The following is a 19,906-nucleotide window of genomic DNA, read 5'->3' as shown; positions in this document are numbered from 1 at the left end:
GGGTGTGCGCGTTACAGAATACACGAATATGTAAGCGATGACGCGAAACGCTCGTTCCGTCAACAGCGAAGACTAATAAAAATGAATGGCGAAACGAAAGATCTCCACTCACCTTATTTTCAGACCCACTTCGGGTTATCGTCCACTGCCGCTCTCCTGCCTCTTCCCTTGGTTGTCCCCGGAACCGGTCTTACCAGCCTTGGCCGGGTCTTTCGCATTACGGACCAGCGCCTTGCAGCGCGGCTGCTCGTCGCTGCCGGCGTCCAGCAACGGCACCACCGCAGCCAGCGGTGTCAGCAGAACCCCCAGCGCCACCGCCCCGGCCCCCCGCGCGATGGATTCCGTGGGATCGAAGCTGAGTTCGGGGTTGAGCAGCGTGCCCTGCACCGACACCGGCACATGGGTGGCGAAGATCTGCGCCTCCTTCGCCTCTCCGCGGATGCGGAAATCCATGGCTTCGGTCTTCAGGTTCAGCACGCCCCCGCCGGTCACCACCGCTTCGGGCGTGTCGAGCACCAGCGCTTTCGACCGCACCACCCCCCGCTGGATCTCCAGATCGGCGACGATGCAATTGAAGGGCACCGAGCGGTCGCCGGACAGGGCGATGCCCAATGTTTCCAGGATGTTGGTCTTCAGCCCCTTGACCGCCAGCAGGCTGATGCGCCCGCCGTCCACCGCCATGCCCGCCTTGCCGTCGGCCACCCCCAGCATGTCGGCCACGGTGGGGCCGTGGCCCTTCAACCGCACGCTGCCATTGATGGTCCCCCCCATCTGGCGGGCGAAGTCGGTGCCGCGGAAGAACGCGGCCAGATCCACCCGGCGAATCGCCAGATCGGCGGCCAGGGCCGGCACGTTTTCCCGCCCGTTCAGTTCCACCGTGCCTTCGATGCGGCCCCCGGCCATGCCCAGGGCCAGGGGGTCGAACACCGCCCGTCCATCTTCCAGCACCAGATGCATGGACAGGTCGTCCAGCGGCGTCCCCGGCGCCTCGACCCGCTTGCCGGTGAAGCGGATGTCCATGTCGGCGGTGCGCAGCTTTTCCAGGCTGACCGGGGTGGCCGGCAGGACGCGGGCGGGGTTCTTGGTGTCGTAATCGCCCCGCCCGCGGGGGGACGCACCGACGAAGCCGGCCAAATCCACCGCCGCCAGCCGGCGCGAGGTCAAATCACCGTTGATGCGGGGCCGGGAGCCGCCGGTATCGATGCGCACGTCCCCCGACAGGTCGCTTTCCCCCACCCGCCCCTTGATGCCGGTCAGGGTCCAGACGGCGGCGTCGCGGGCCAGTTGCGCCGACAGGTCGTAAGCGCGGGTCTTGGGGAACACCACCCCGAACAGCCCCACCAGCCGGGACAGGTCGTCGCCCTGCAGGTGCACCGCCAGATTGACGCCCTGGAACAGCACCGGTTCGTCCAGCGTTCCTTCGACGGTGGAGCGGGCCTTGCCCACCACCGTGGAAACCTTGACCGGATAAGGCGCGTTGCCGTCGCGCAGGGACAGCAGCGATCCCCCCTGCGCCGTCAGGGTGAAGGCTTCGCCGGCAAAGGTGCCCTTGCCCTCCATCGCCATGCGGTCGCTGTGGTTGTCGCCGGTGGCGGTGGACACGGTGGTGTCGAGGTCGAGATCGGTCAGCGCGTCGCGGTAGCGCACCCGGCTGCCGTCGATCTCCAGCCGCCCGATGACGGGGGCGTCGCGGCGGGTCTCGGGCGTGGCCACGTCTTCCGCCACCGCCGCACCGGGGGTGCCGAAGGCCCAGGTGGTGGCACCCTGGCCGTTGCGCTCCAGGGACAGGGCCGCCCCCTCCACCCGCACCAGAGGGAAATTCCAGTCGCCGTGCAGCACCGGCCAAGGCCGCAGGTTGACCGTCAGCCGCCGCACCTCCGCCAGATGATCGTCGGCGGCCCAGTCCGGGTTGGCGATGCGCAGCCCCTCCACCGTGATGAGGAGGGGGTTGCCGAGCGTGATGTGCAGCGGCCCGTCCAGCGCCACGTCCCGCCCCAGCAGGCCCGATGCCTGCCGGGCGATGATGTGGCGCCCGGTCTGCGTGTTCGCCCCCCACAGCAGCCCGGCCACCGCAACCCCGGCCAGCAGAACCAGGACCACCACCGCGACCGCGGCCCATTTCAAGATCTTCATGGTCCGTCCCCCATCCGTTCCCTTGCCGGTGTCAACGGATAGGCCGGGCGTTTGGAACGGGGCACCCCCGATGCGCCGCATACCCCCTCCGCCCGAGACGCGCGTTGAAGTCCATAAAATTTTATGCTTCTCTGAAGGAAACCTGTCCGCGCCTTCTCCGGCCACCGTCACCGAAAGGTTGCGACGATGCGGTCCTTGACCAATTACGCTCCATCGACGTTCGAGGAACGGGGGGCCGCGGTGCCCTTCACCACCCCCACCCTGGCCCAGACGCGGGTGCGGCGGGACGAGCGCGGTGGGCTGGAGGTGCTGATCCCCAACCTGTCCGAGGGGCGCGGGGTCTATGTGGTGGGGTGGGCGTCGCTGCCGCTGGCCTTTCCCATGACGGTTCACGACCGTTTTCTTCAGGAACTGATCGTCAACACCGGCGGTTGCTCGCCGGAGGATATCCGCAAGGCGGCGCTGGAAACCGCCCGGACCGGGCTGGCCGGACCGCTGGCCGCCGACGCCGCCGCTACCGCCCTGGCCGACGAGGCGGAACAGCGCCTGCTCATCAACTTCCAGCTCATCACCGAGGTGTTGCGGGCGGTGGGGCTGGAATCCGCCGACATCCTGCGCGCCGGCCTGGCCTCGGCGCAGGGGCAGCAACTGACCCGCGGCTACATGCTGAAGGCCGCCCAGCGGCTGGGCATCGAGGCCAAGGAGCTGTATCTGCGGGTGGCCGAGATCGCCGCCTTCATGGAACCCATCGGGCTGGTCACCTCCCCCCGTCCGGCGCGGCTGCGGCGGCTGATGCGCGGGCTGGCGGGGTTCCGCGACGGGCTGACCGCGTGGTCCACCGGCAACGTGTCGGAGGCCGCCCCCATCGCCGGTTTCTGCGCCGAGGTGGCCGAACACACCCTGAACCACGCCCGCGGCGTCACCGGCCGCATCGACGGCGGGATCGAGGCGTTCGAAGCGCTGCTGCGCGGGTGGGAGGAGCGGCGCGGCGACCTGCGCCGCGCCTGCACCCGCATGGCGTGGCTGCTGGACGGGTGGGATTTCCTGATCGCCACCTGGGAGCAGGCCCAGGGCCAGGGGCGGGCGGAACAGGAAATGGCGGTCAACGATATCTTCCGCGTGCTGCCGCTGCTGCCCAAGGACGAGGACCGCATGGACCTGACGCTGGCCGCCGACCGCATCCTGGCGGCCAACCGGCGGTCGGTGCGCGCCTATGTGGACTGGCGCACCGGGCAGCTCGACGCCGATCTGGTGGCGCGGATCGAAGCGGTGAAGGCGCACGCCGCATGAGCATGGGCGACACCGCATCCCTGCTGGCGCTGGGCGGCACGCTGATGGACATCGACGAGGGCCGGTTCCGGCAGGTCGTCGGCCTCTTGGAGCACATGGCCGACCACCCGGAGGTGCGCAAGACCTTCTCCCTCATCCGCCCGCGGCTGGCGGCGGTGCGCCCGCGGCGGCGCCCGGCGCTGAAACGGCTGTTCTGCCAGCCGTTCGAGGATCTGTTCTCCCCCTTCGACCCCAAGGCGCCCAGGCCGCCGCGGGTGATCGAGCGGGATCTGGTCAACCGCCTGTGGCCGCTGGTGGAACGCCACGCGGGGCCGGAGCGGATCTCCGCCCTCAACGCCCGGCTCCAGGGTGCCGGCGCGGATCCGGTGGCGCTGGCCACCATCCGCCAGGAACTGTGGGCCATCGGGGCGGAGGCCACCGACCACATCGCCCGGCAGGCGGAAATCGGCCGGCTGATGGAGGAGCTGGACGCCCGCATCAACCCCGGACGGGTGGCGGCGGTGACCGACGTGGCCCACCTGATGGCGGTGGCCCCCGAACTGCACGAGCTTCAGGAACTGCTGGCGCCCAAGCCGCTGCCCAAGCTGCACCCCGAACACCTGGAAGGCATCCAGCGGCTGGGCCGGCGGGTGGTGCGGGAACGGCCGGCGGCGCTGGCCGTCTTCGTCCTGGCCGCCTCCGCCCGGCTGGCCGACCCGGCCCGGCTGCTGCCGGCCCTGCCGGGGCTGGATTTCGGGCTGCGGGGCGCCGACCGGGCCGGTGTGTTCCTGGCCCTCAGCGACGGCATCGTCGCGTCCATCGAGGATCAGGCGACCCGCATGGCCACGGAAGGAACCGGGCACGGCAGCCGGCTGGCCGTGGCTGATCTGGCCGTGCATCTGGCCGCCGGCCTGGAGGCCACCCGCACCGCCCTTGGCGCCACCCCCCGCCCGGAGTTCGAGCCGCGGCTGAAACGGGTGCGCGCCGCCCTGCACGACCTGATCCGAACCCAGGTTCTGGACGGGGCCGGTCCGTCGATCCTGGCCGCCCTGACCCCGCCGACCGAAACCGACAGCGGGCGCGAACGGCTGCTGGAGGCCGAGGGTCACGCCCGCGCCCTGCGCAAATGCAGCACCGTGGCCGAGGGCTTGGGCATGCGCACCGAGATGCGGACGGTAACCGACAGCACCGTCGCATCCCTGACCGACGCCGCCCGCACCGCCTTTGCCGCCAGCGGCGGAGAACCGATGCAGGCCGGACCGGTGGGATTCCAGGCCATCCGTATGGTCGAGCTGATCGCCGGACCGGCGGAAGCCAACCGCATCATGACGGGAATCCTGAACGCCACACGGCCCCTTTGACCGCCATGGCGGGCCGCTCGGTGTAACCACTGGGTGCGGCTTCGATGCCGGCCGCCGCCTGTGGCGGTGTGACGCACCTGTCAGCCGTTTTCACAACCATAAGATCTTAAACGGTTTTCTGTCCCGAGACGGCGGCATAGCCCGACGCATGGGATGTGTTTAAAATGCACAATAAATGATACGTTAATAAAAGCATAAAGCCATTGATCATGACGGAGAGGACAAGCACGGCCATGGACACCCACACGATCCTGTTTCAGCGCCTGAACCTGCTGGATGAAGCGTCCGAAGCGCTGACGCAGATGCGGCTGTGCGATTCCTCCCCCACCTTTGCCGACGCCTTCGCCCGGTCGCGGCTTCAGCTTGCCGCAGCACGGGACCGGCTGGAGCGGGCGCGGGCGCTGGAATTGCAGCCATCCGCCTGCTAGAATGACTCCAGACTTTCAAACTGCCCGTGTTCCAGCCGTGCCGCTGACCCTGGATGACCGCGCGACCCTCTGTTCGGTGGAGATTCTGGCCGCCGCGGTGGACATGGTGTACGTGCACGGCATCGTGGAACTGCGCACCCTGCGCAACGCCCTGGAGGAGGCGATGCGGCTGAAGACCGACGCCTCCATCCGCTTCGCCTATGCCGCCTTCAGCAAGGTGGACCGGGATTACCGGGCACAGATCAGCCACCATGCCCTGACGCTCGCCACCATCCGGCGGCGGACGGCGTTCAACATGCAGTGACGGTCTTTACGAACCCGGCCCCAAATTCGGGTTGCTTTCCGCCGCCACCCCATGGGCGGTCCGCTGTTCGCGGTAGAACACGAACAGCCCGCTGCCGATGATCAGCGCCGCACCGGCCAGCACCTGCACGCTGGGGGCGGTTCCCCACACCACCAGATCCAGAATCACCGCCCACACGATGGCGATGTACTGGAACGGCACCACCACCGCCGCCGGGCTGAGCGCCAGCGACCGGTTCATGGCCGCGTGACCGGCCAGGGCCACCACCCCCAGCAGGCCCAGCAGCAGGAAATCCATCATTCCCGGCATCACCCACCCGGAAGAGGCTACCGCCCCGCCGATCACCCCGGTGCCGATGGTCTGGTACGACACCAGGGTCAGGGTGCCGTCCGCGCGCAGCATGCGGGTGGTGACCAGCCCCAGCGAGAACACCGTGGCCCCGGCCAGCGCCACCAGCGACGGGATGGGATCGAAAGCCCCCGTGGGGTTCAGCACCAGCACCACCCCGGCAAAACCCACCAGCACCGCCACCCAGCGGCGCCAGCCCACCTTTTCCTTCAGGAGCGGCACCGACAGGGCGGTGACGATCAGCGGGGCCGCCATGTAGATGGTCATCACGTCGGCCAGCGGCAGCGACCGCACCGCCCAATAGAAGCACGCGATTTCCGTCGTGACGCAGCCCACCCGCAAAAGATGCAGCGGCAGCCGCCGCACGGCGAACACCCGCCCCACCCCGTCGCGCAGGATCAGCGGCAGCAGCAGCACCGCCCCGAACAGGCTGCGCACCGCCAGCAGCATCGCCACGGGATAGTCGGTGACCAGCCATTTGCCCAGGGCGTCGTTGATGGTGAACAGCGACATGCCCAGCAGCATCAAAAGGATGCCGGCACGGGCCGATGCGGCGGACGAGGACGCGGGCGACAGGCTGTTGGCGGGTGCGCTCATGATCTGACCCAAGGGGAAGCAGGGCCGAGAAGCTAAGCTCTGGCACCCCGTTCGAGCACCCCCCCAGCCCGCAGGGCCGTCCTGTGCCCATCGCATGGGCAGATTTCGGCCAATGGCTTGCAGTTCCGGCGCCCGGCGGCAAAGATCCGGGTCCACCTCCCCGTATAGCTTTTCAACGTCAAGGTGCTGCCGATGAGCCAGAGCGCCCGCGCCACCCCATCGTCCGTCCTGGTTCCGGTGCTGCTGGTGCTGGCCGCCATGGTGTCGCTGCAGACCGGCGCGTCGCTGGCCAAGGGACTGTTCCCCGTGGTCGGAACGCCGGGTACGGTAGCCCTGCGGCTTGGGCTGGGCGCCACGATCCTGTGCGTGGTGCTGCGGCCCTGGCGGCTGTTCGCCAACGGCGGGGTGCCGCGCGCCACCTTGCGGGCGGTGGCCGTCTATGGTGCGTCGCTGGGGGTGATGAACCTCACCTTCTATCTGTCGTTGCGCACGGTGCCGCTGGGCATTTCGGTGGCGCTGGAATTCGTCGGCCCGCTGGCGGTGGCGCTGGCCGGTGCGCGGCGCATGCTGGATGTGCTGTGGGTGGTGCTGGCGGTGGCCGGGCTGCTGCTGCTGCTGCCGCTGGACGGGCTCGAATCGGGGGTGGACCCGGTGGGCGCGGGCTATGCCCTGACCGCCGGCCTGTTCTGGGCCGTCTATATCCTGTTCGGGAAAAAGGCCGGCACCGATCTCGGCACGCGGGGCAGCGCGCTGGGGGTGGCCCTGGCCGCCGTGCTGGTGGTGCCGGTGGGGGTGATCGACGCCGGTTCCGCCCTGCTGTCCCCGGCGGTGCTGCTGCCGGGGCTGGCGGTGGCGGTCCTGTCCACCGCCCTGCCCTACACGCTGGAGATCTCCGCCCTGTCGCGCCTGCCGTCGGCCACGTTCAGCACGCTGATGAGCGCGGAACCGGCCATCGCCGCCCTGTGCGGGCTGGTGCTGCTGGGGGAAAACCTCAGCCTGCTGCAATGGCTGGCCATCGCCGCGGTCATCGCCGCCTCCACCGGGGCGACGGCGACCATCCGGCCGGAACCTGCGGCACCGACACCGGATTGAGCCATCAACCGGTTCCGCCCCTCTCCTCCCCGACCGCTTACGCGGCCAGGCCGATGCTGTCCACGTTGAACGGCGTGGTCTGGTACATCTGGTTGATCCAGTTGCCGAACAGCAGGTGCGCGTGGCCGCGCCAGCTGTTGACCGGCCGGTGGGTGGGCTCGTCGCTGGGGAAGTAGTGTTTCGGCACCGGCATCTCCATGCCCGCCGCCCGGTCCCGGTTGTATTCGTCGGCCAGCGTGGTGGTGTCGTATTCCAGGTGGTTGAACATGTGCAGCATGCGGTGCGCCGGATCGTCGAGCAGGCACAGCCCCGTCTCGTCGCTTTCGGCCAGCACCGTCAGCCCGGCGTTGGACGGGAGATCCCGCCGCCGCACCTCGGTCCAGCGGGACACCGGGATGGGGAAATCGTCGGAGAAGCCGCGCAGGAACGGCGAGGCCGGAACCAGGCTGCGGTGACGGAAGATGCCCGCCGCCTTGGCCGGCAGTTCATGCTTGGGCACGCCGTAGAAATGATGCACCGCCGCCTGTGCCGCCCAGCAGATGGTGAAGCAGTGATGCACATGGGTCTGGGTCCAGTCGAAGATGCGCCGCAACTCGTCCCAATAGGTCACGGATTCGAACGGGAACCGTTCCACCGGGGCGCCGGTGATGATGAAGCCGTCGAACCGTTCGGCCCGCACGTCGTCCCATGGGCGGTAGAACGACGCCATATGATCGGCGGGTGTGTGGCGGGCCACGTGGTTGGTGATGCGCACCAGCGACAATTCCACCTGCAGCGGCGTGGCACCGATCAGCCGGGCAAGCTGGGTTTCCGTGCTGATCTTGTTGGGCATCAGGTTCAAAAGCCCGATCCGCAGCGGGCGGATGTCCTGCCGCACGGCGTCGGCTTCACGCATGACCATCACGCCCTCGGCTTCCAGGGTGCGGCGGGCGGGCAGATTGTCGGGGATCTTGATCGGCATGGGTCCGTCGGTCCTGTTCTGGCGGGTCCGACGTCGTGTGGCTTTGTCCGTTTGGTTGCCGGCTTGGGCCACATCCTCCCGAATGGAAGCGCCACCTTGCCCGGAACGGCAGGTTGGCGTTGGGCGTCGGCCCAACTCTTGATGCGGGACGGATCTTAGCGGGGCCTCAGCACTTTGGCAATGGCAGGAAATGCCGCAGTGGCGCCGGGTAAAACCCTATTTTTCTTCAGGAAAACCGTTTCTTTTCGCCATGGCGAACCAAGGCGGCACCATGGGTGATTTCGCGCACCGGCAACGGAAATCACCCGCAACAACACATCGTCTTTATGGGAAAGCTCCGCTGCCCGCTCAATACCGCCGGATCAGCCCGGCCAGCCGGCCCTGCACCCGCACGCGGTCGGCACCGAAGATGCGCGTTTCATAGGCCGTGTTGGCCGGCTCCAGGGCGATGGTGTTGCCCTTGCGGCGCAGACGCTTCAGCGTCACTTCGTTGTCATCCACCAGGGCGACGACGATGACGCCGTTTTCCGCGGCATCGCACCGCTGGATGATGACGGTATCGCCGTCCAGAATGCCGGCGTCGATCATGGAATCACCGGCCACCTCCAGCGCGTAGTGATCGCCGGGGGAGAGCATGGCGGTGGGTACGTCGATGAAATTGCTGGTGTCCCGCAACGCCTCGATCGGAGTGCCCGCGGCGATGCGGCCATAGAGCGGCAGAGACAGCGCCTCCCCCGCCCCGTCGGTGGCGCGGCCCATCAGGGCGTTGGCGAAATCGCCCTTGATGACGTTGGGCTGGAACCGGCTGCGCCCGGCCTTGGCGGCGGCGCCGTTCTCCATCCCTTCGGGCAGACGCAGCACCTCCAGCGCGCGGGCGCGGTGGGGCAGGCGGCGGATGAAACCACGTTCCTCAAGCCCGGTGATGAGCCGATGGATGCCGGATTTGGATTTGAGATTGAGCGCGTCCTTCATCTCGTCGAAGGAAGGCGACACCCCGCCCTGGCCCAGCCGCTCATGAATGAAAAGCAGCAATTCGTGCTGTTTGCGCGTGAGCATTGTCGCCTCCGGCCCCGAAAACTGGAACAAACCACACACATATGTTCTAGTTTGGTTCCGCATCCCCGTCAAGCCGGAAGCGTATCTCCCGCGCAAAATTTACGGCTGTCAGAGTCCCACGGCCCCACCCGTCAGGGGCAGCACCGCCACCCGTTCCCCCGCCGCAGCGGCGGGGACAAAGGGCTCCCGCACAATCAGCCCGTCGGCGCGGGCCAGCCGGGACATCATGGCGCTGTCCTGCCGGGAAAAGGGCGTCGCCACCCACCCCGCGTCATCGCCGCGCGTCAGGGTGGCGCGCACGAAATCCGCCCGCTCGCCGCACGGCGGCAGGGAAGCCCCCAGCGTGGCCGGCACCGTGCCGTCATCCCCCGGCGCCATGCCCTGCAACGCCCGCAGGATGGGCCGCAGGAACACCACCGCCGCCACCGCCGCCGACACCGGGTTGCCGGGCAGGCCCAGAAACCGCTGCCCCCCGCCGGCGCCGAACAGCACGCCCTTGCCGGGGCGCATGGCGACACTATCCACCGTCAGATCCCGGCCCAGCACGGCGCGCACGTGGTCGTGGTCGCCCTGGGCCGCCCCGCCGGCGGTGACCAGCAGGTCGGCTCCGGCGCCGCCTGCGGCCAGTTCGGCCAGTGCGCCGGGCGTATCGGCGGCCACCCCCAGATTGTGGGCCACCCCGCCCTCCACCGTCACCAGCGCGCACAGGGCGATGGCGTTGGAACTGACGATCTGCCCCGGCTCCAGCGGTTCGCCGGGCAGGCGGATCTCGTCGCCGGTCGCCAGCACCGCCACCCGCGGGCGGCGGTGGACGCGCACCCACGCGGCGTTCGCCCCGGCGGCCAGCGCCACGTCGCGGGCGGTCAGCCGGCGCCCGGCGGGGATCAGCACGTCGCCGGCGGTGAAATCCAGCCCGGCGGGGCGGATGAAGCGGCCCGGACGCGGTGCCACCGGGATGCGCACCCTGCCACCCTCCGCCGTCACGTCCTCCTGCATCACCACCGCGTCGGCGCCGTCGGGAATGGCGGCTCCGGTGAAGATCCGCACCGCCTGCCCCGGCCCCACTTGCCCGGCAAAGGGATGACCGGCGGCGGATTCGCCAATGCGGGTCAGCATGACCGGCGCGTCCGCCAGCGCCCCCGCCAGATCGGCGGCGCGCACCGCCCACCCGTCCATGGCGGCGTTGGCGAACGGCGGCTGGGTCAGCCGCGCCGCCACCGGCTCGGCCAGCACCCGGCCCAGCGCCTCGGTCACGAACACCGTCTCCGCCGGCAGCGGCGCACACGCCGACAGGATGCGGGCCAGCGCCTCGGCCACCGGGATCATGACGCCGCCACCCATTCGCCGCTCTTGCCGCCGGCCTTGTGCACCAGCCGGATGTCGGTCAGCACCATGCCGCGGTCCACCGCCTTGCACATGTCATAGACGGTCAGCGCGGCGACCGAGACGGCGGTCAGCGCCTCCATCTCCACGCCCGTGCGGCCCTTCAGCTTGCAGGTGGCGGTGATGTCCACGGCGTTGCGGTCGGGATCCAGCGTCAGATCGACCGTCACCCCCGTCAGCGCCAGCGGATGACACAGCGGGATCAGGTCCGGCGTGCGCTTGGCCCCCATGATGCCGGCCAAACGCGCCACCGACAGCACGTCGCCCTTCTTCACCCCGCCCTCGTGGATCAGACGCAGGGTGGCGGGCTGCATGATGACGCTGCCGCGGGCGGTGGCGGTGCGTTCGGTTTCCGTCTTTTCCGACACGTCCACCATCAGGGCGCGCCCCTCGGTGTCGAAGTGGCTGAAGCCCGTCAGGCTCTTTTCCAGAAACACCGAGCGCTCCAGCGGCGGGTAATCGGCGAAGGGGCCACGCTCGTGGAACCCGGCTGCGCGGTAGAGGGCCAGCGCCTCCGGCTGCTTCACCCCGGTTTCCAGCATCAGCCGGGGGAGATTGAGGCCGCGCGCCTCACCCTCCAGCCGTTCCAGCAGGCGGCGGCCCACGCCGGTGCCGCGGGCGGGCGGGTCCACGAACATGCGCTTGACCTCGCCATACCCGTCGGCGTCGATGCGCAGGGCGGCACAGCCCACCGCCACACCGTTGGCCAGAGCCAGGAAGAAACGCATGTCCGGCGCGGCCAGGCGGTCCACGTCCAACAGATAGTTCTCGGACGGGTCATAGGTGGCGTTCAGCGCCTCGTCCAGCGCCGTTATCAGCCGCCGGGCATCGGGGGAGCGGGGGTCGGCGGCCTCGATCACCAAATGCGCCATGGCGAAGGTCTCCTCAGTCGAACACGGTCGGGGGCGCTGCCCCCGATACCCCGGGCCAGGGCCGACGGCCCTTGCATCCCGTCTATCGGGCCAGCAGCGCGCGGGTGGCGGCGGTCACGTCGTCCTGACGCATCAGGGATTCGCCGACCAGGAAGCACGAGGCGCCGACGGCGGCCATGCGGGACAGGTCGGCGGGGGTGTAGAGGCCGCTTTCCGACACCAGCATCTTGCCCGCCGGAACCAGGGCGGCCAGTTCCTCCGTCGTGGCGATGTCCACGGCCAGGGTCTTCAGGTTTCGGTTGTTCACGCCCAGAAGCTCGGCGTCCAGCAGCAAGGCCCGTTCGGTCTCGGCCCGGTCGTGGACCTCCACCAGCACATCCATGCCCCACTGGCGGGCAGCGGCCAGCAGGTCCGCCGCCCGGGCATCCTCCAGCGCCGCCATGATGATCAGGATGCAGTCGGCGCCCAGCGCGCGCGCCTCCGCCACCTGATAGGTGTCCACCATGAAATCCTTGCGCAGGCACGGCAGATCCACCGCCGCCCGCGCCGCCACCAGATAGTCGTCGCGGCCCTGGAAATACGGCTCGTCCGTCAGCACCGACAGGCACGAGGCCCCGCCGGCGGCATAGGCCCGCGCCAGCGTCGGCGGGTCGAAATCGGCACGGATCAGCCCCTTGGACGGGCTGGCCTTCTTGATCTCGGCGATCAGCCCATAGCGCCCCTCGGCCACCGCCCGTTTCAGCGCCGCCTTGAACCCGCGGGGGGCCGAGGCCGCGCGGGCGGCCTCCTCCACCACGCTCACGGGCCGGGCGGCCTTGCACGCGGCCACATGGGCGCGCTTGTCGTCGCAGATGCGGGTCAGAACGTCGCTCATGCGGGCACCGCCTCGTTGGTGGTGGTGACCAGACGGTGCAGCACCGTGCGCGCCCCGCCATTGTCGATGGCCGCACGGGCCAGTTCCACACCGTCCTTCAACGCCGTGACCTTGCCCGCCACCACCAGCGCCGCCCCGGCGTTCAGCACCACGATGTCGCGGTACGGGCCGTGGGCGCCGTCGAACAGGGCATGGATGGCCGCGGCGTTGGCAGCGGGGTCGCCGCCGCGCAGGTCCTCGGGCCGGGCGCGGAACACGCCCGCCTCTTCCGGCACGATTTCGAACACCCGGACCGTGCCGTCGCGCAGTTCGGCGACCGTGGTGGGGCCGGTGGTGGTGATCTCGTCCAGCCCGTCGGAACCGTGGACGACCCACGCCGCGTCCGACCCCAGCCGGTGCAGCACATGGGCCAGCGGCTCCACCCATTGTTTGGCGAACACACCCAGCAACTGGCGCTTGGCCCCCGCCGGGTTGGACAGCGGCCCCAGCAGGTTGAAGATGGTGCGGGTGCCCAGTTCCACCCGCGCCGGGCCGACGTTGCGCATGGCCAGATGGTGGCGCGGCGCCATCAGGAAGCCGATCCTGGCCTCCCACAGCGCCTTGCGCACCAGGAACATGTCGCAGTCGAGATTGACGCCCAGCGCCCCCAGCACATCCGCCGCCCCCGATTTGGACGACATGGCGCGGTTGCCGTGCTTGGCCACCGGCACGCCGCAGGCCGCCGCCACGATGGCCGCGGCGGTGGAGATGTTGTAGGTGCCGGCCCCGTCGCCGCCGGTGCCGCAGGTGTCGATGGTGCCCGGCGGGGCTTCGACCGGCACGGCCTTGGCGCGCATGACGCGGGCGGCCCCGGTGATTTCGTCCACCGTTTCGCCGCGCACCCGCAACGCCATGAGAAAGCCGCCGATCTGGGCCGGGGTGGCGTTGCCCGACATGATGGTGTCGAAGGCGAACCCGGCGTCCGCCTCGCTCAGCGCCATGCCGGCGGCGACGCGGGCCAGAACGGCCTTCATATCGGTGATGTCACCGGCGGCGGGGGCACTCATGCGGGCGGTCTCCGTTATTCGGCGGTTTCGAGAGTAAGGGACAGGAAATTATCCAGGATGGCGTGCCCGTGCTCGCTCTCGATGCTTTCGGGGTGGAACTGCACGCCGTGAATGGGCAGGTCGCGGTGCTGCATGGCCATGATCAGGCCATCCTCGGTCCAGCCGGTGACCTCCAGGCAATCGGGCAGCGTGTCGCGCTCCACGATCAGCGAATGGTAACGGGTGGCGCGGAACGGGCTGGGCAGGCCGCGCAGCACGCCCTGGCCGTCGTGGTGCATGGTGTCCACCTTGCCGTGCATGGGCACGGGCGCACGGATGACCCGCCCGCCGAACGCCTGCCCGATGGCCTGATGGCCCAGGCACACGCCGAACAGCGGCACCCGGTGTTCCGCCGCCGCCGCGATCAGCGGCAGGCAGATGCCGGCCTTGTCCGGGTCGCAGGGGCCGGGGGACAGCACGATGCCGTCGGGACGGAGCGCCAGCGCCTCCTCCACCGTCAGGGCATCGTTGCGGCGGACCTCCACCTCGGCACCCAGTTCGCCCAGGTAATGGACGAGGTTGTAGGTGAAGCTGTCGTAGTTGTCGATGAGCAGCAGCATTGCGGTGTTCCCGGCGTTCCGGCCCCGTTCCAGATGCCGGCTACCCTATCCCCGCACGGCGCGGATTTCCAGCGCCGTGGCGATGCGGCACCCTCTTGACCTTCCCGCCGCTGGAAGGCTTACACCATGTCCCGGCAAGCATCCTGTTGCAGCCGCACGGCCCCGGTGCCACCTTGGGCGCCGTGCGGGCCGGTGGCGGCGGCACGGGTGATGGGCAGGGCAGGACCAGATGAACATCGGCACCGCGGCCAAACGCTCCGGCGTTCCGGCCAAGACCATCCGTTATTATGAAGGAGTCGGACTGATTCCCTCCGCCGGGCGCACGGCGGCGGGCTACCGGGTCTATTCCGATTCGGACGTGGAAACCCTGCGCTTCATCCACCGCGCCCGCACCCTGGGGTTTTCGGTCCGGGAGGTGTCGGCACTGCTGGCCCTGTGGCACGACCGCGGCCGCGCCAGCGCCGACGTGCGCGCCCTGGCCCTGGATCATGTGGCGGGAATCGACGCCCGCATCGCCGAGTTGCAGGCGATGCGCCGCACCCTGATGGCGCTGGTGGACCGCTGCGCCGGGGATGACCGCCCCGACTGCCCGATTCTCGATGGCCTTGCCACCGGGGATTGCTGCCACGGCAAAGGGGTGCACTGATGGCCCCGTCCCGCAAGACCCCCGCGAAGAAGACCGGCACCCGCAGCCGGAAGCGCAAAAGCGCCACCCTGCCGGGGGCCATCGGGCGTGCCTTTGCCGCCGCCCAGCGGCTGGGGTCGCACCCGGTGGGGCTGGCCCTGTCGGTGCTGGTGGCGCTGGCCGCCACCGTCATCACCGCCAACCATTTCCTCAGCCGGCCCATGACACCCCCCGCCCCCGCCGTGCAGACGCCGGTGGCGCAGGTGGCCGTGAAGCCGCCTCCCCTGCCGCCGCCACCGCCCCCGGCTGCCGAGGCCGTGCCCGAGCCGGCGGACCCGCCGCCCCTGGGCGTCACCGAGCCGGAACCGGGCACCAACCCCGACGCCGCCCCGCCCGCCCCGGCAGCGGCGATTCCCCCGCAGCCGGAAAAACCGGTGGAAACCGCCCTGCTGCCCCCGCCGCAGCCGCCCCGCGGCGGGACGCCGGCATGGCAGCGCAACGCGGTGCCGTCGCGGGTTCTGCCTGACCGTCCGGCCATCGCCATCGTCATCGACGACATGGGGCTGGACCGCAAGCGCTCGGCCCGCGTGGTGGGATTGCCGGCGCCGCTGACGCTGGCGTGGCTGCCCTATGCCCACGACCTGCCCGCCCAGACCAAGACCGCGCGGGCGGCGGGGCACGAGCTGATGGTCCACCTGCCCATGGAGCCCAGCGTAAAGGCCGACCCCGGCCCCAATGCCCTGCTGTCCTCGTTGCCGGCGGAGGAGATCCGGCGGCGGCTGACGGCGGCGTTGGCCAGCTTCGACGGCTATGTGGGGGTGAACAACCACATGGGCAGCCGCTTCACCGCCGACCGCAGCCTGATGGCGCCGGTCCTGGCGGAAATCCAGAAGCGCGGCCTGCTGTGGCTGGACAGCCGCACCACCCCCAACAGCGCGGCCGGCGGGCTGGCCGGCCCGCTGCACCTGCCCTTCGCCGGGCGGGACGTGTTTTTGGACAATGTGGAAACCGTGACGGCCGTGCGCACGCAGTTGTCGCGGACCGAGGCGGTGGCCCGTCACCAGGGTGTGGCCATCGCCATCGGCCATCCCCACGACGCCACCATCGACGCATTGGCCGCGTGGCTGCCCGAAGTGCAGAAGCGCGGCTTCACCCTGGTCACCATCAGCGCCGTCGTCCGCGCCCGCGGCGTCGGCGGCTAAATTCAACCGGTAAGGAGTGATCGATATGGCTGAACAGTACAAGGTGAACGGCATGACCTGCGGCGGCTGCTCCCGCTCCGTCACCAACGCCATCACCAAGGCGGCACCGGGCGCCAGCGTCACCGTGGACCTGCCCACCGCCACCGTCACCGTGGACGGTGCCGACGCCGGCACCGTGAAGGCCGCGGTGGAAAAGGCCGGCTTCGAATTTGCCGGCGCCGCCTGAGCGCGCCCCGGGCCCGCGCCGGACGCCGTTACAGGAACGACCGGCGCGGCCCCTCGGCGTTCTTCCACGCCCATTCCACCAGGGCGGTGATCAGCCGGTGCAGCGTCGGGCGCACCACGTCCGCCCGGTCGTCGCGGAAACGGAAGGGGGCTTCCTCGTCCATATAGGTGATCTGGCTGAGTTCGAGCTGGATGGCGTGGATGTTCTGGTCCGGGCGGCCATAGGTGCGGGTGATGTACCCGCCGGTGAAGCGCCCGTTGAGCACCGCGGAGTGCTTCTCGTCGGCGCCCAGCGCCGTCATCACCCGGTGCACCAGCGACGGGGATGCGGTGACGCCGCCCCCGGTCCCCATGTTGAAATCCGGCAGCCGCCCCTTGAAGAACCGCGGCACCCGCGAGCGGATGGAATGGGCGTCGAACAGCACGGCCACGCCGAAGCGGTCGCGCATGGCCTGCAGCTCCGCCTCCAGCTTTTCATGGTAGGGGCGCCAATAGGCGTCGATGCGCCGCTGCACCTCATCGGCGTCCGGCTCCTGCCCCGGCCGGTAGACGGGCTCGCGGTCGAAAGTGGACAGCGGGCAGAGTTCGGTGTTGTCTGCGCCGGCATAGAGCGCCGCCCCCGCCGGATCGCGGTTCAGGTCCACCGCATAGCGCGACCACGTGGCCTTGAGAAACCCCACGCCCAGTGCCGGGGCGAAGTGGTAGAGCCGGTCGAGATTCCAATCGGTGTCGGGCACCGCCAGAGCCGCATCGGTCAGGCGCGGCTTCAGGTCGTCGGGCAGGGCGGTGCCGACATGGGGGATCGACAACAGGACCGGTGTCTCACCCGGCTGAAACCGGAAATTGTCCATCATGCACCTCGGGCCGTGAACCGGAGGCAGCGGAATGTTGCGCTGCGACATGCAGGACTATGCTGACAAGGGACTCCAGCGTCAAACACTATTACGTTTTTATTACCCGGTTCGGCCTGTGTGGGTAAGGAAGTGGCCGGGCATGCCGGCATCACAGGCCGGCGGCGAACAGATCCCCCTCGAACATCGTCTTGACGCCCACCGTTTGGGCACCATTGGTCAGGGCGCCGACGCGGCCCCTCAGATAGGAGACCAGTTCGCCAACCCCGATCATGCCGTTGCGGTTGGTATCGGCCTTCCCCGCAAAGGCTTCCAGCAGGGCCAGGGTGAAGGCACCGTGCCCCCACGCCTCGGTCTCATAGGATTTCTCGGCGGAGGAGGAAGAGGTGATGACGGTGATGTTGGTCTCGGCCAAGCCCGTGATCAGGGTGTTGGCGTCGGATGCCTCCCCCGCCGCGCCGGAATGGCAGGTGTCGAGAAGGAGGAGCACACGGCCCTTTTTCGCCAGGGCTCTCACATGGGTCTGCAGTTCCGGCAGGGACAAAGCCGTTCCAGAAAAGGCGGAGCGGGACAGGATATCGACCCCATAGGGCAGAAGATAATAGGTTCCTCCCCGCATGGCTCCGTGGGCGGAGAACATAAGGACGGCCAGATTCTGATCGCTTCCCCCCGTCATTCCCTCTTCGATCAGATACAGGGTATCCAAGATGCCGCGCCGCCCGGCCATCTCATTGGACAGGAAGAAGGAACGGATGCTTCGGTAGGGGGCTCCCTGTTCGCCATCCAGAGCGGCGCCGATATCACGGGCATCCTGCTCGGCAAAACGCAGCCGCAGCCTTTGAGCCTGTTCCCCATACTCGTTGATCCCGACGGTCAGCACATGCAGCGTGGCATCACGGGCTGCACTGGAGCGTTGGCGAATCGCGTCACGCGCGGCCTTCATCGTGGCAAGACCAAGCGCACGCGGGGTTTCTCCTTCCTGCAGCACCAGCTTGATGGCATCGGGCTGGTACAGATTCGGGAAATCCGCCACCGGCACGCCTTCCGCCACCATCCCCCGGACCTGGCTGACCGGCTTTTGCAGTATCTTCCGCGCCTCTGCCGAGGCGGCGTAAAACCCCTGGGGGGTCCAGGCCACCCAGACGGCGCGGCTTCCCAACGGCATGAAAGCCAGCAGCTCACCGCCATCGTCCATCCGATGCCAGCGGATGCTGCCATCACCATAGGCCGCGACCGCCATCCGCTGATCGCCGCTGACCGTCACGGCCAGAACCGGGCCGGGGGCGGCCTGCTTCCATACCTGCCTTCCGGTGGGATCATGACGCCGCAACGCCCATTCGGTCCCGACGATGAAGCCATGCCGCCATGATACGGCCACCGGATCGGCATCTTTTTCAAAGCGGCTGAGATAACGGTTCACCGCTTTGCGAACCTGGGCCGGCATGGGATCGCTCCCGATGGAGGGGAGCCCCGAAACGGCGGGCGCGTCCCCAGGCGGCAGCCATGTCAGCCCCGCCATATGGAAACGCGCCTGATCCTGCCCGCCGGCCCCGAAGCCGAAAGCAACGGTCATGCCGTCATGGGAAACGGCCACTGCCCCGTGCTGGCCACGGAAGTCGGCCTTGTGAAAGTGATGATCCCACCGCACGCGCCCATCCGCGCCCAAACGCGCCAGATACCCTTCGGCGTCCGCAACCAGGATGCCGCCATCGCTTAACGGAATCAGGGTCTTCAGATCTGATTTTCCAGCCAGAATGGTCTGCTGCTTGGATGATTCCGCGCCGCTCCATCCCCAGACCCCGGCAGTGTCCGGGTCTTCGCGCCGAAGGCGCCCGCCGGCCAGGATCACACGGCCATCCATCGACCATGCGGTTCTCGGCAGGTTGCCGCCCGTGATGACACTGGTATCCGGTGCCGGCAACGGAGCAAGCGTCTGGCCGTCACGCACCTCCAACCCGGCCGAATCCGTAAAACCGATCACCAGCTTGGTGCCATCCGGGGAAAAGGCGATCGAGGACGGCTCCCGCCCCTTGTGTGTTTCCTGAGCCGCCTTTTGAACGAAGGAACGGTCATAAAGCTGGATCGCCCCATCACCGTTGGCCGTCACCAGCCGCCCATCACGGCTGAAGGCTGCCGCGCGGATCTCCGCATCGTCCCTGTCTGCCGGAACACGGAGGATTTCACCCCACTTGGCATCACGGCCATACACACGCAGCCCCGCTTCACCGCCGAAGGCCGCAGCCAGATGCCTGCCATCGGGTGAGAAAAGAAGATGGAATGTCGCCGTCGGCAGGGATGAGAACCGCTTGACGAGGCGCCTGCCATGCCGGTCGAACAGATAGATGAACTGCTCGATCTTTTCCCCCGCGGCCCGCCCCCCGGCAGCGATCAGGGTGCCGTCGGGGCTGATGGCAACGGTATAAAGCCGGTCGGAAGCCCCATTGCCCATCGGCACGAAAATCGGGGTTTCCTGCTTTCCGGTCTCCAGCGACCAGATCCGAACCACCCTGTCGTCGGCGGCCATGACGGCGAAACGCCCGTCGGCATCCACCGCGATCTGACGGATGGAACCTATGTGCCGTTCCGGGGCGACCGCAGGCGCCGAACCGTCGAAAATATCCTTTTTGCTCTGAGCCGCGGCCAGCGGCGCCCCGCCGGCCACGAACAGGACCGCCACCAG

General features: G+C 68.9%; 19 protein-coding genes, 1 pseudogene and 1 riboswitch. Of the genes and pseudogenes, 8 read left to right on the top strand and 12 right to left on the bottom strand.

The window, feature by feature from the left end:
• Window positions 1-135: 135 nt before the first annotated feature.
• Window positions 136-2,133: an AsmA family protein gene (locus M2352_RS16320; RefSeq protein ID WP_264665625.1), complete on the bottom strand. Its 1,998-nt coding sequence runs from the start codon at window positions 2,131-2,133 to the stop codon at window positions 136-138.
• Between the two features lie 186 nt (window positions 2,134-2,319).
• On the opposite strand from M2352_RS16320, the gene M2352_RS16315 reads away from it, so the two are divergent.
• From M2352_RS16315 to M2352_RS16300, 4 genes are all read left to right on the top strand, one after another.
• A complete protein-coding gene (locus tag M2352_RS16315) occupies window positions 2,320-3,423 on the top strand; it encodes a hypothetical protein (RefSeq protein ID WP_264665624.1) in 1,104 nt (367 codons plus the stop codon).
• On the top strand, window positions 3,420-4,763 hold the full coding sequence (locus tag M2352_RS16310) for a hypothetical protein (protein ID WP_264665623.1): 1,344 nt from the start codon (window positions 3,420-3,422) through the stop codon (window positions 4,761-4,763). Before M2352_RS16315 ends, M2352_RS16310 begins: the two co-directional genes overlap by 4 nt.
• Window positions 4,764-4,996: 233 nt before the next feature.
• Window positions 4,997-5,191, top strand: coding sequence for a hypothetical protein (locus M2352_RS16305; protein WP_264665622.1), 195 nt, complete (start codon window positions 4,997-4,999; stop codon window positions 5,189-5,191).
• 37 nt (window positions 5,192-5,228) lie between these two features.
• The gene (locus M2352_RS16300) at window positions 5,229-5,495 is read left to right on the top strand and encodes a hypothetical protein (protein ID WP_264665621.1); all 267 of its coding nucleotides are present in this window, start codon (window positions 5,229-5,231) and stop codon (window positions 5,493-5,495) included.
• 6 nt (window positions 5,496-5,501) lie between these two features.
• On the opposite strand, the gene M2352_RS16295 is transcribed toward M2352_RS16300, so the two are convergent.
• On the bottom strand, window positions 5,502-6,440 hold the full coding sequence (locus M2352_RS16295; RefSeq protein WP_264665620.1) for a DMT family transporter: 939 nt from the start codon (window positions 6,438-6,440) through the stop codon (window positions 5,502-5,504).
• 192 nt (window positions 6,441-6,632) lie between these two features.
• On the opposite strand from M2352_RS16295, the gene M2352_RS16290 reads away from it, so the two are divergent.
• Window positions 6,633-7,532 (top strand): EamA family transporter, encoded by a 900-nt coding sequence (locus tag M2352_RS16290; protein WP_264665619.1) that lies wholly within the window; start codon window positions 6,633-6,635, stop codon window positions 7,530-7,532.
• 37 nt (window positions 7,533-7,569) lie between these two features.
• On the opposite strand, the gene M2352_RS16285 is transcribed toward M2352_RS16290, so the two are convergent.
• From M2352_RS16285 to M2352_RS16250, 8 genes and pseudogenes are all read right to left on the bottom strand, one after another.
• A complete protein-coding gene (locus M2352_RS16285) occupies window positions 7,570-8,493 on the bottom strand; it encodes a homoserine O-succinyltransferase (protein WP_264665618.1) in 924 nt (307 codons plus the stop codon).
• Window positions 8,494-8,534: 41 nt separating this feature from the next.
• Window positions 8,535-8,643: riboswitch (SAM-I-IV-variant riboswitch) on the bottom strand.
• A 198-nt stretch (window positions 8,644-8,841) separates the two neighbouring features.
• The gene (lexA, locus tag M2352_RS16280; protein ID WP_264665617.1) at window positions 8,842-9,549 is read right to left on the bottom strand and encodes a transcriptional repressor LexA; all 708 of its coding nucleotides are present in this window, start codon (window positions 9,547-9,549) and stop codon (window positions 8,842-8,844) included.
• A 108-nt stretch (window positions 9,550-9,657) separates the two neighbouring features.
• Window positions 9,658-10,890 carry a molybdopterin molybdotransferase MoeA gene (locus tag M2352_RS16275; RefSeq protein ID WP_454464567.1) on the bottom strand — a complete coding sequence of 411 codons (1,233 nt, stop codon included), beginning with the start codon at window positions 10,888-10,890 and terminating at the stop codon, window positions 9,658-9,660.
• Entirely contained in the window at window positions 10,872-11,351 is a 480-nt protein-coding gene (gene moaC, locus M2352_RS16270) for a cyclic pyranopterin monophosphate synthase MoaC (protein ID WP_264666351.1), read from the bottom strand. The genes M2352_RS16275 and moaC overlap by 19 nt, the downstream gene beginning before the upstream one ends.
• Window positions 11,352-11,414: 63 nt before the next feature.
• Window positions 11,415-11,804: pseudogene (locus M2352_RS16265) on the bottom strand (GNAT family N-acetyltransferase); the annotation flags it as partial.
• 82 nt (window positions 11,805-11,886) lie between these two features.
• The gene (gene trpC / locus M2352_RS16260; RefSeq protein ID WP_264665616.1) at window positions 11,887-12,678 is read right to left on the bottom strand and encodes an indole-3-glycerol phosphate synthase TrpC; all 792 of its coding nucleotides are present in this window, start codon (window positions 12,676-12,678) and stop codon (window positions 11,887-11,889) included.
• A complete protein-coding gene (gene trpD / locus M2352_RS16255; protein WP_264665615.1) occupies window positions 12,675-13,724 on the bottom strand; it encodes an anthranilate phosphoribosyltransferase in 1,050 nt (349 codons plus the stop codon). Before trpD ends, trpC begins: the two co-directional genes overlap by 4 nt.
• Before the next feature lie 14 nt (window positions 13,725-13,738).
• Window positions 13,739-14,323, bottom strand: coding sequence for an anthranilate synthase component II (locus M2352_RS16250; RefSeq protein WP_264665614.1), 585 nt, complete (start codon window positions 14,321-14,323; stop codon window positions 13,739-13,741).
• Between the two features lie 229 nt (window positions 14,324-14,552).
• Here M2352_RS16250 and cueR point away from each other — a divergent pair, with 229 nt between their 5' ends.
• Genes cueR through M2352_RS16235 form a run of 3 tightly spaced genes read left to right on the top strand, consistent with a single transcriptional unit; the run spans window position 14,553 to window position 16,376 of the window.
• Window positions 14,553-14,969: a Cu(I)-responsive transcriptional regulator gene (gene cueR / locus M2352_RS16245; RefSeq protein ID WP_264665613.1), complete on the top strand. Its 417-nt coding sequence runs from the start codon at window positions 14,553-14,555 to the stop codon at window positions 14,967-14,969.
• Window positions 14,969-16,150, top strand: coding sequence for a divergent polysaccharide deacetylase family protein (locus M2352_RS16240; protein WP_264665612.1), 1,182 nt, complete (start codon window positions 14,969-14,971; stop codon window positions 16,148-16,150). The genes cueR and M2352_RS16240 overlap by 1 nt, the downstream gene beginning before the upstream one ends.
• Window positions 16,151-16,175: 25 nt before the next feature.
• Window positions 16,176-16,376 (top strand): heavy-metal-associated domain-containing protein, encoded by a 201-nt coding sequence (locus tag M2352_RS16235; RefSeq protein WP_264665611.1) that lies wholly within the window; start codon window positions 16,176-16,178, stop codon window positions 16,374-16,376.
• 28 nt (window positions 16,377-16,404) lie between these two features.
• Here the strand turns inward: M2352_RS16235 and hutG are convergent, their stop codons facing one another.
• Window positions 16,405-17,229: an N-formylglutamate deformylase gene (gene hutG / locus M2352_RS16230; protein WP_319802049.1), complete on the bottom strand. Its 825-nt coding sequence runs from the start codon at window positions 17,227-17,229 to the stop codon at window positions 16,405-16,407.
• A gap of 148 nt (window positions 17,230-17,377) precedes the next feature.
• Entirely contained in the window at window positions 17,378-19,903 is a 2,526-nt protein-coding gene (locus tag M2352_RS16225; protein WP_264665610.1) for a hypothetical protein, read from the bottom strand.
• Between the last annotated feature and the right edge of the window lie 3 nt (window positions 19,904-19,906).

This window comes from Azospirillum fermentarium (assembly GCF_025961205.1).
Classification (GTDB): domain Bacteria; phylum Pseudomonadota; class Alphaproteobacteria; order Azospirillales; family Azospirillaceae; genus Azospirillum; species Azospirillum fermentarium.
Note: the sequence above shows the minus strand (reverse complement) of the source record. Positions and strands in the feature narration are given on the sequence as shown.

Bases quoted from the DNA above. Each gene is read 5' to 3' on its own strand.
- M2352_RS16320 (WP_264665625.1), bottom strand. From the start codon at position 2,133: ATGAAGATCTTGAAATGGGCCGCGGTCGCGGTGGTGGTCCTGGTTCTG.
- M2352_RS16315 (WP_264665624.1), top strand. From the start codon at position 2,320: ATGCGGTCCTTGACCAATTACGCTCCATCGACGTTCGAGGAACGGGGG.
- M2352_RS16310 (WP_264665623.1), top strand. From the start codon at position 3,420: ATGAGCATGGGCGACACCGCATCCCTGCTGGCGCTGGGCGGCACGCTG.
- M2352_RS16305 (WP_264665622.1), top strand. From the start codon at position 4,997: ATGGACACCCACACGATCCTGTTTCAGCGCCTGAACCTGCTGGATGAA.
- M2352_RS16295 (WP_264665620.1), bottom strand. From the start codon at position 6,440: ATGAGCGCACCCGCCAACAGCCTGTCGCCCGCGTCCTCGTCCGCCGCA.
- M2352_RS16290 (WP_264665619.1), top strand. From the start codon at position 6,633: ATGAGCCAGAGCGCCCGCGCCACCCCATCGTCCGTCCTGGTTCCGGTG.
- M2352_RS16285 (WP_264665618.1), bottom strand. From the start codon at position 8,493: ATGCCGATCAAGATCCCCGACAATCTGCCCGCCCGCCGCACCCTGGAA.
- lexA (WP_264665617.1), bottom strand. From the start codon at position 9,549: ATGCTCACGCGCAAACAGCACGAATTGCTGCTTTTCATTCATGAGCGG.
- M2352_RS16275 (WP_454464567.1), bottom strand. From the start codon at position 10,890: ATGGGTGGCGGCGTCATGATCCCGGTGGCCGAGGCGCTGGCCCGCATC.
- trpC (WP_264665616.1), bottom strand. From the start codon at position 12,678: ATGAGCGACGTTCTGACCCGCATCTGCGACGACAAGCGCGCCCATGTG.
- trpD (WP_264665615.1), bottom strand. From the start codon at position 13,724: ATGAGTGCCCCCGCCGCCGGTGACATCACCGATATGAAGGCCGTTCTG.
- M2352_RS16250 (WP_264665614.1), bottom strand. From the start codon at position 14,323: ATGCTGCTGCTCATCGACAACTACGACAGCTTCACCTACAACCTCGTC.
- cueR (WP_264665613.1), top strand. From the start codon at position 14,553: ATGAACATCGGCACCGCGGCCAAACGCTCCGGCGTTCCGGCCAAGACC.
- M2352_RS16240 (WP_264665612.1), top strand. From the start codon at position 14,969: ATGGCCCCGTCCCGCAAGACCCCCGCGAAGAAGACCGGCACCCGCAGC.
- M2352_RS16235 (WP_264665611.1), top strand. From the start codon at position 16,176: ATGGCTGAACAGTACAAGGTGAACGGCATGACCTGCGGCGGCTGCTCC.
- hutG (WP_319802049.1), bottom strand. From the start codon at position 17,229: ATGATGGACAATTTCCGGTTTCAGCCGGGTGAGACACCGGTCCTGTTG.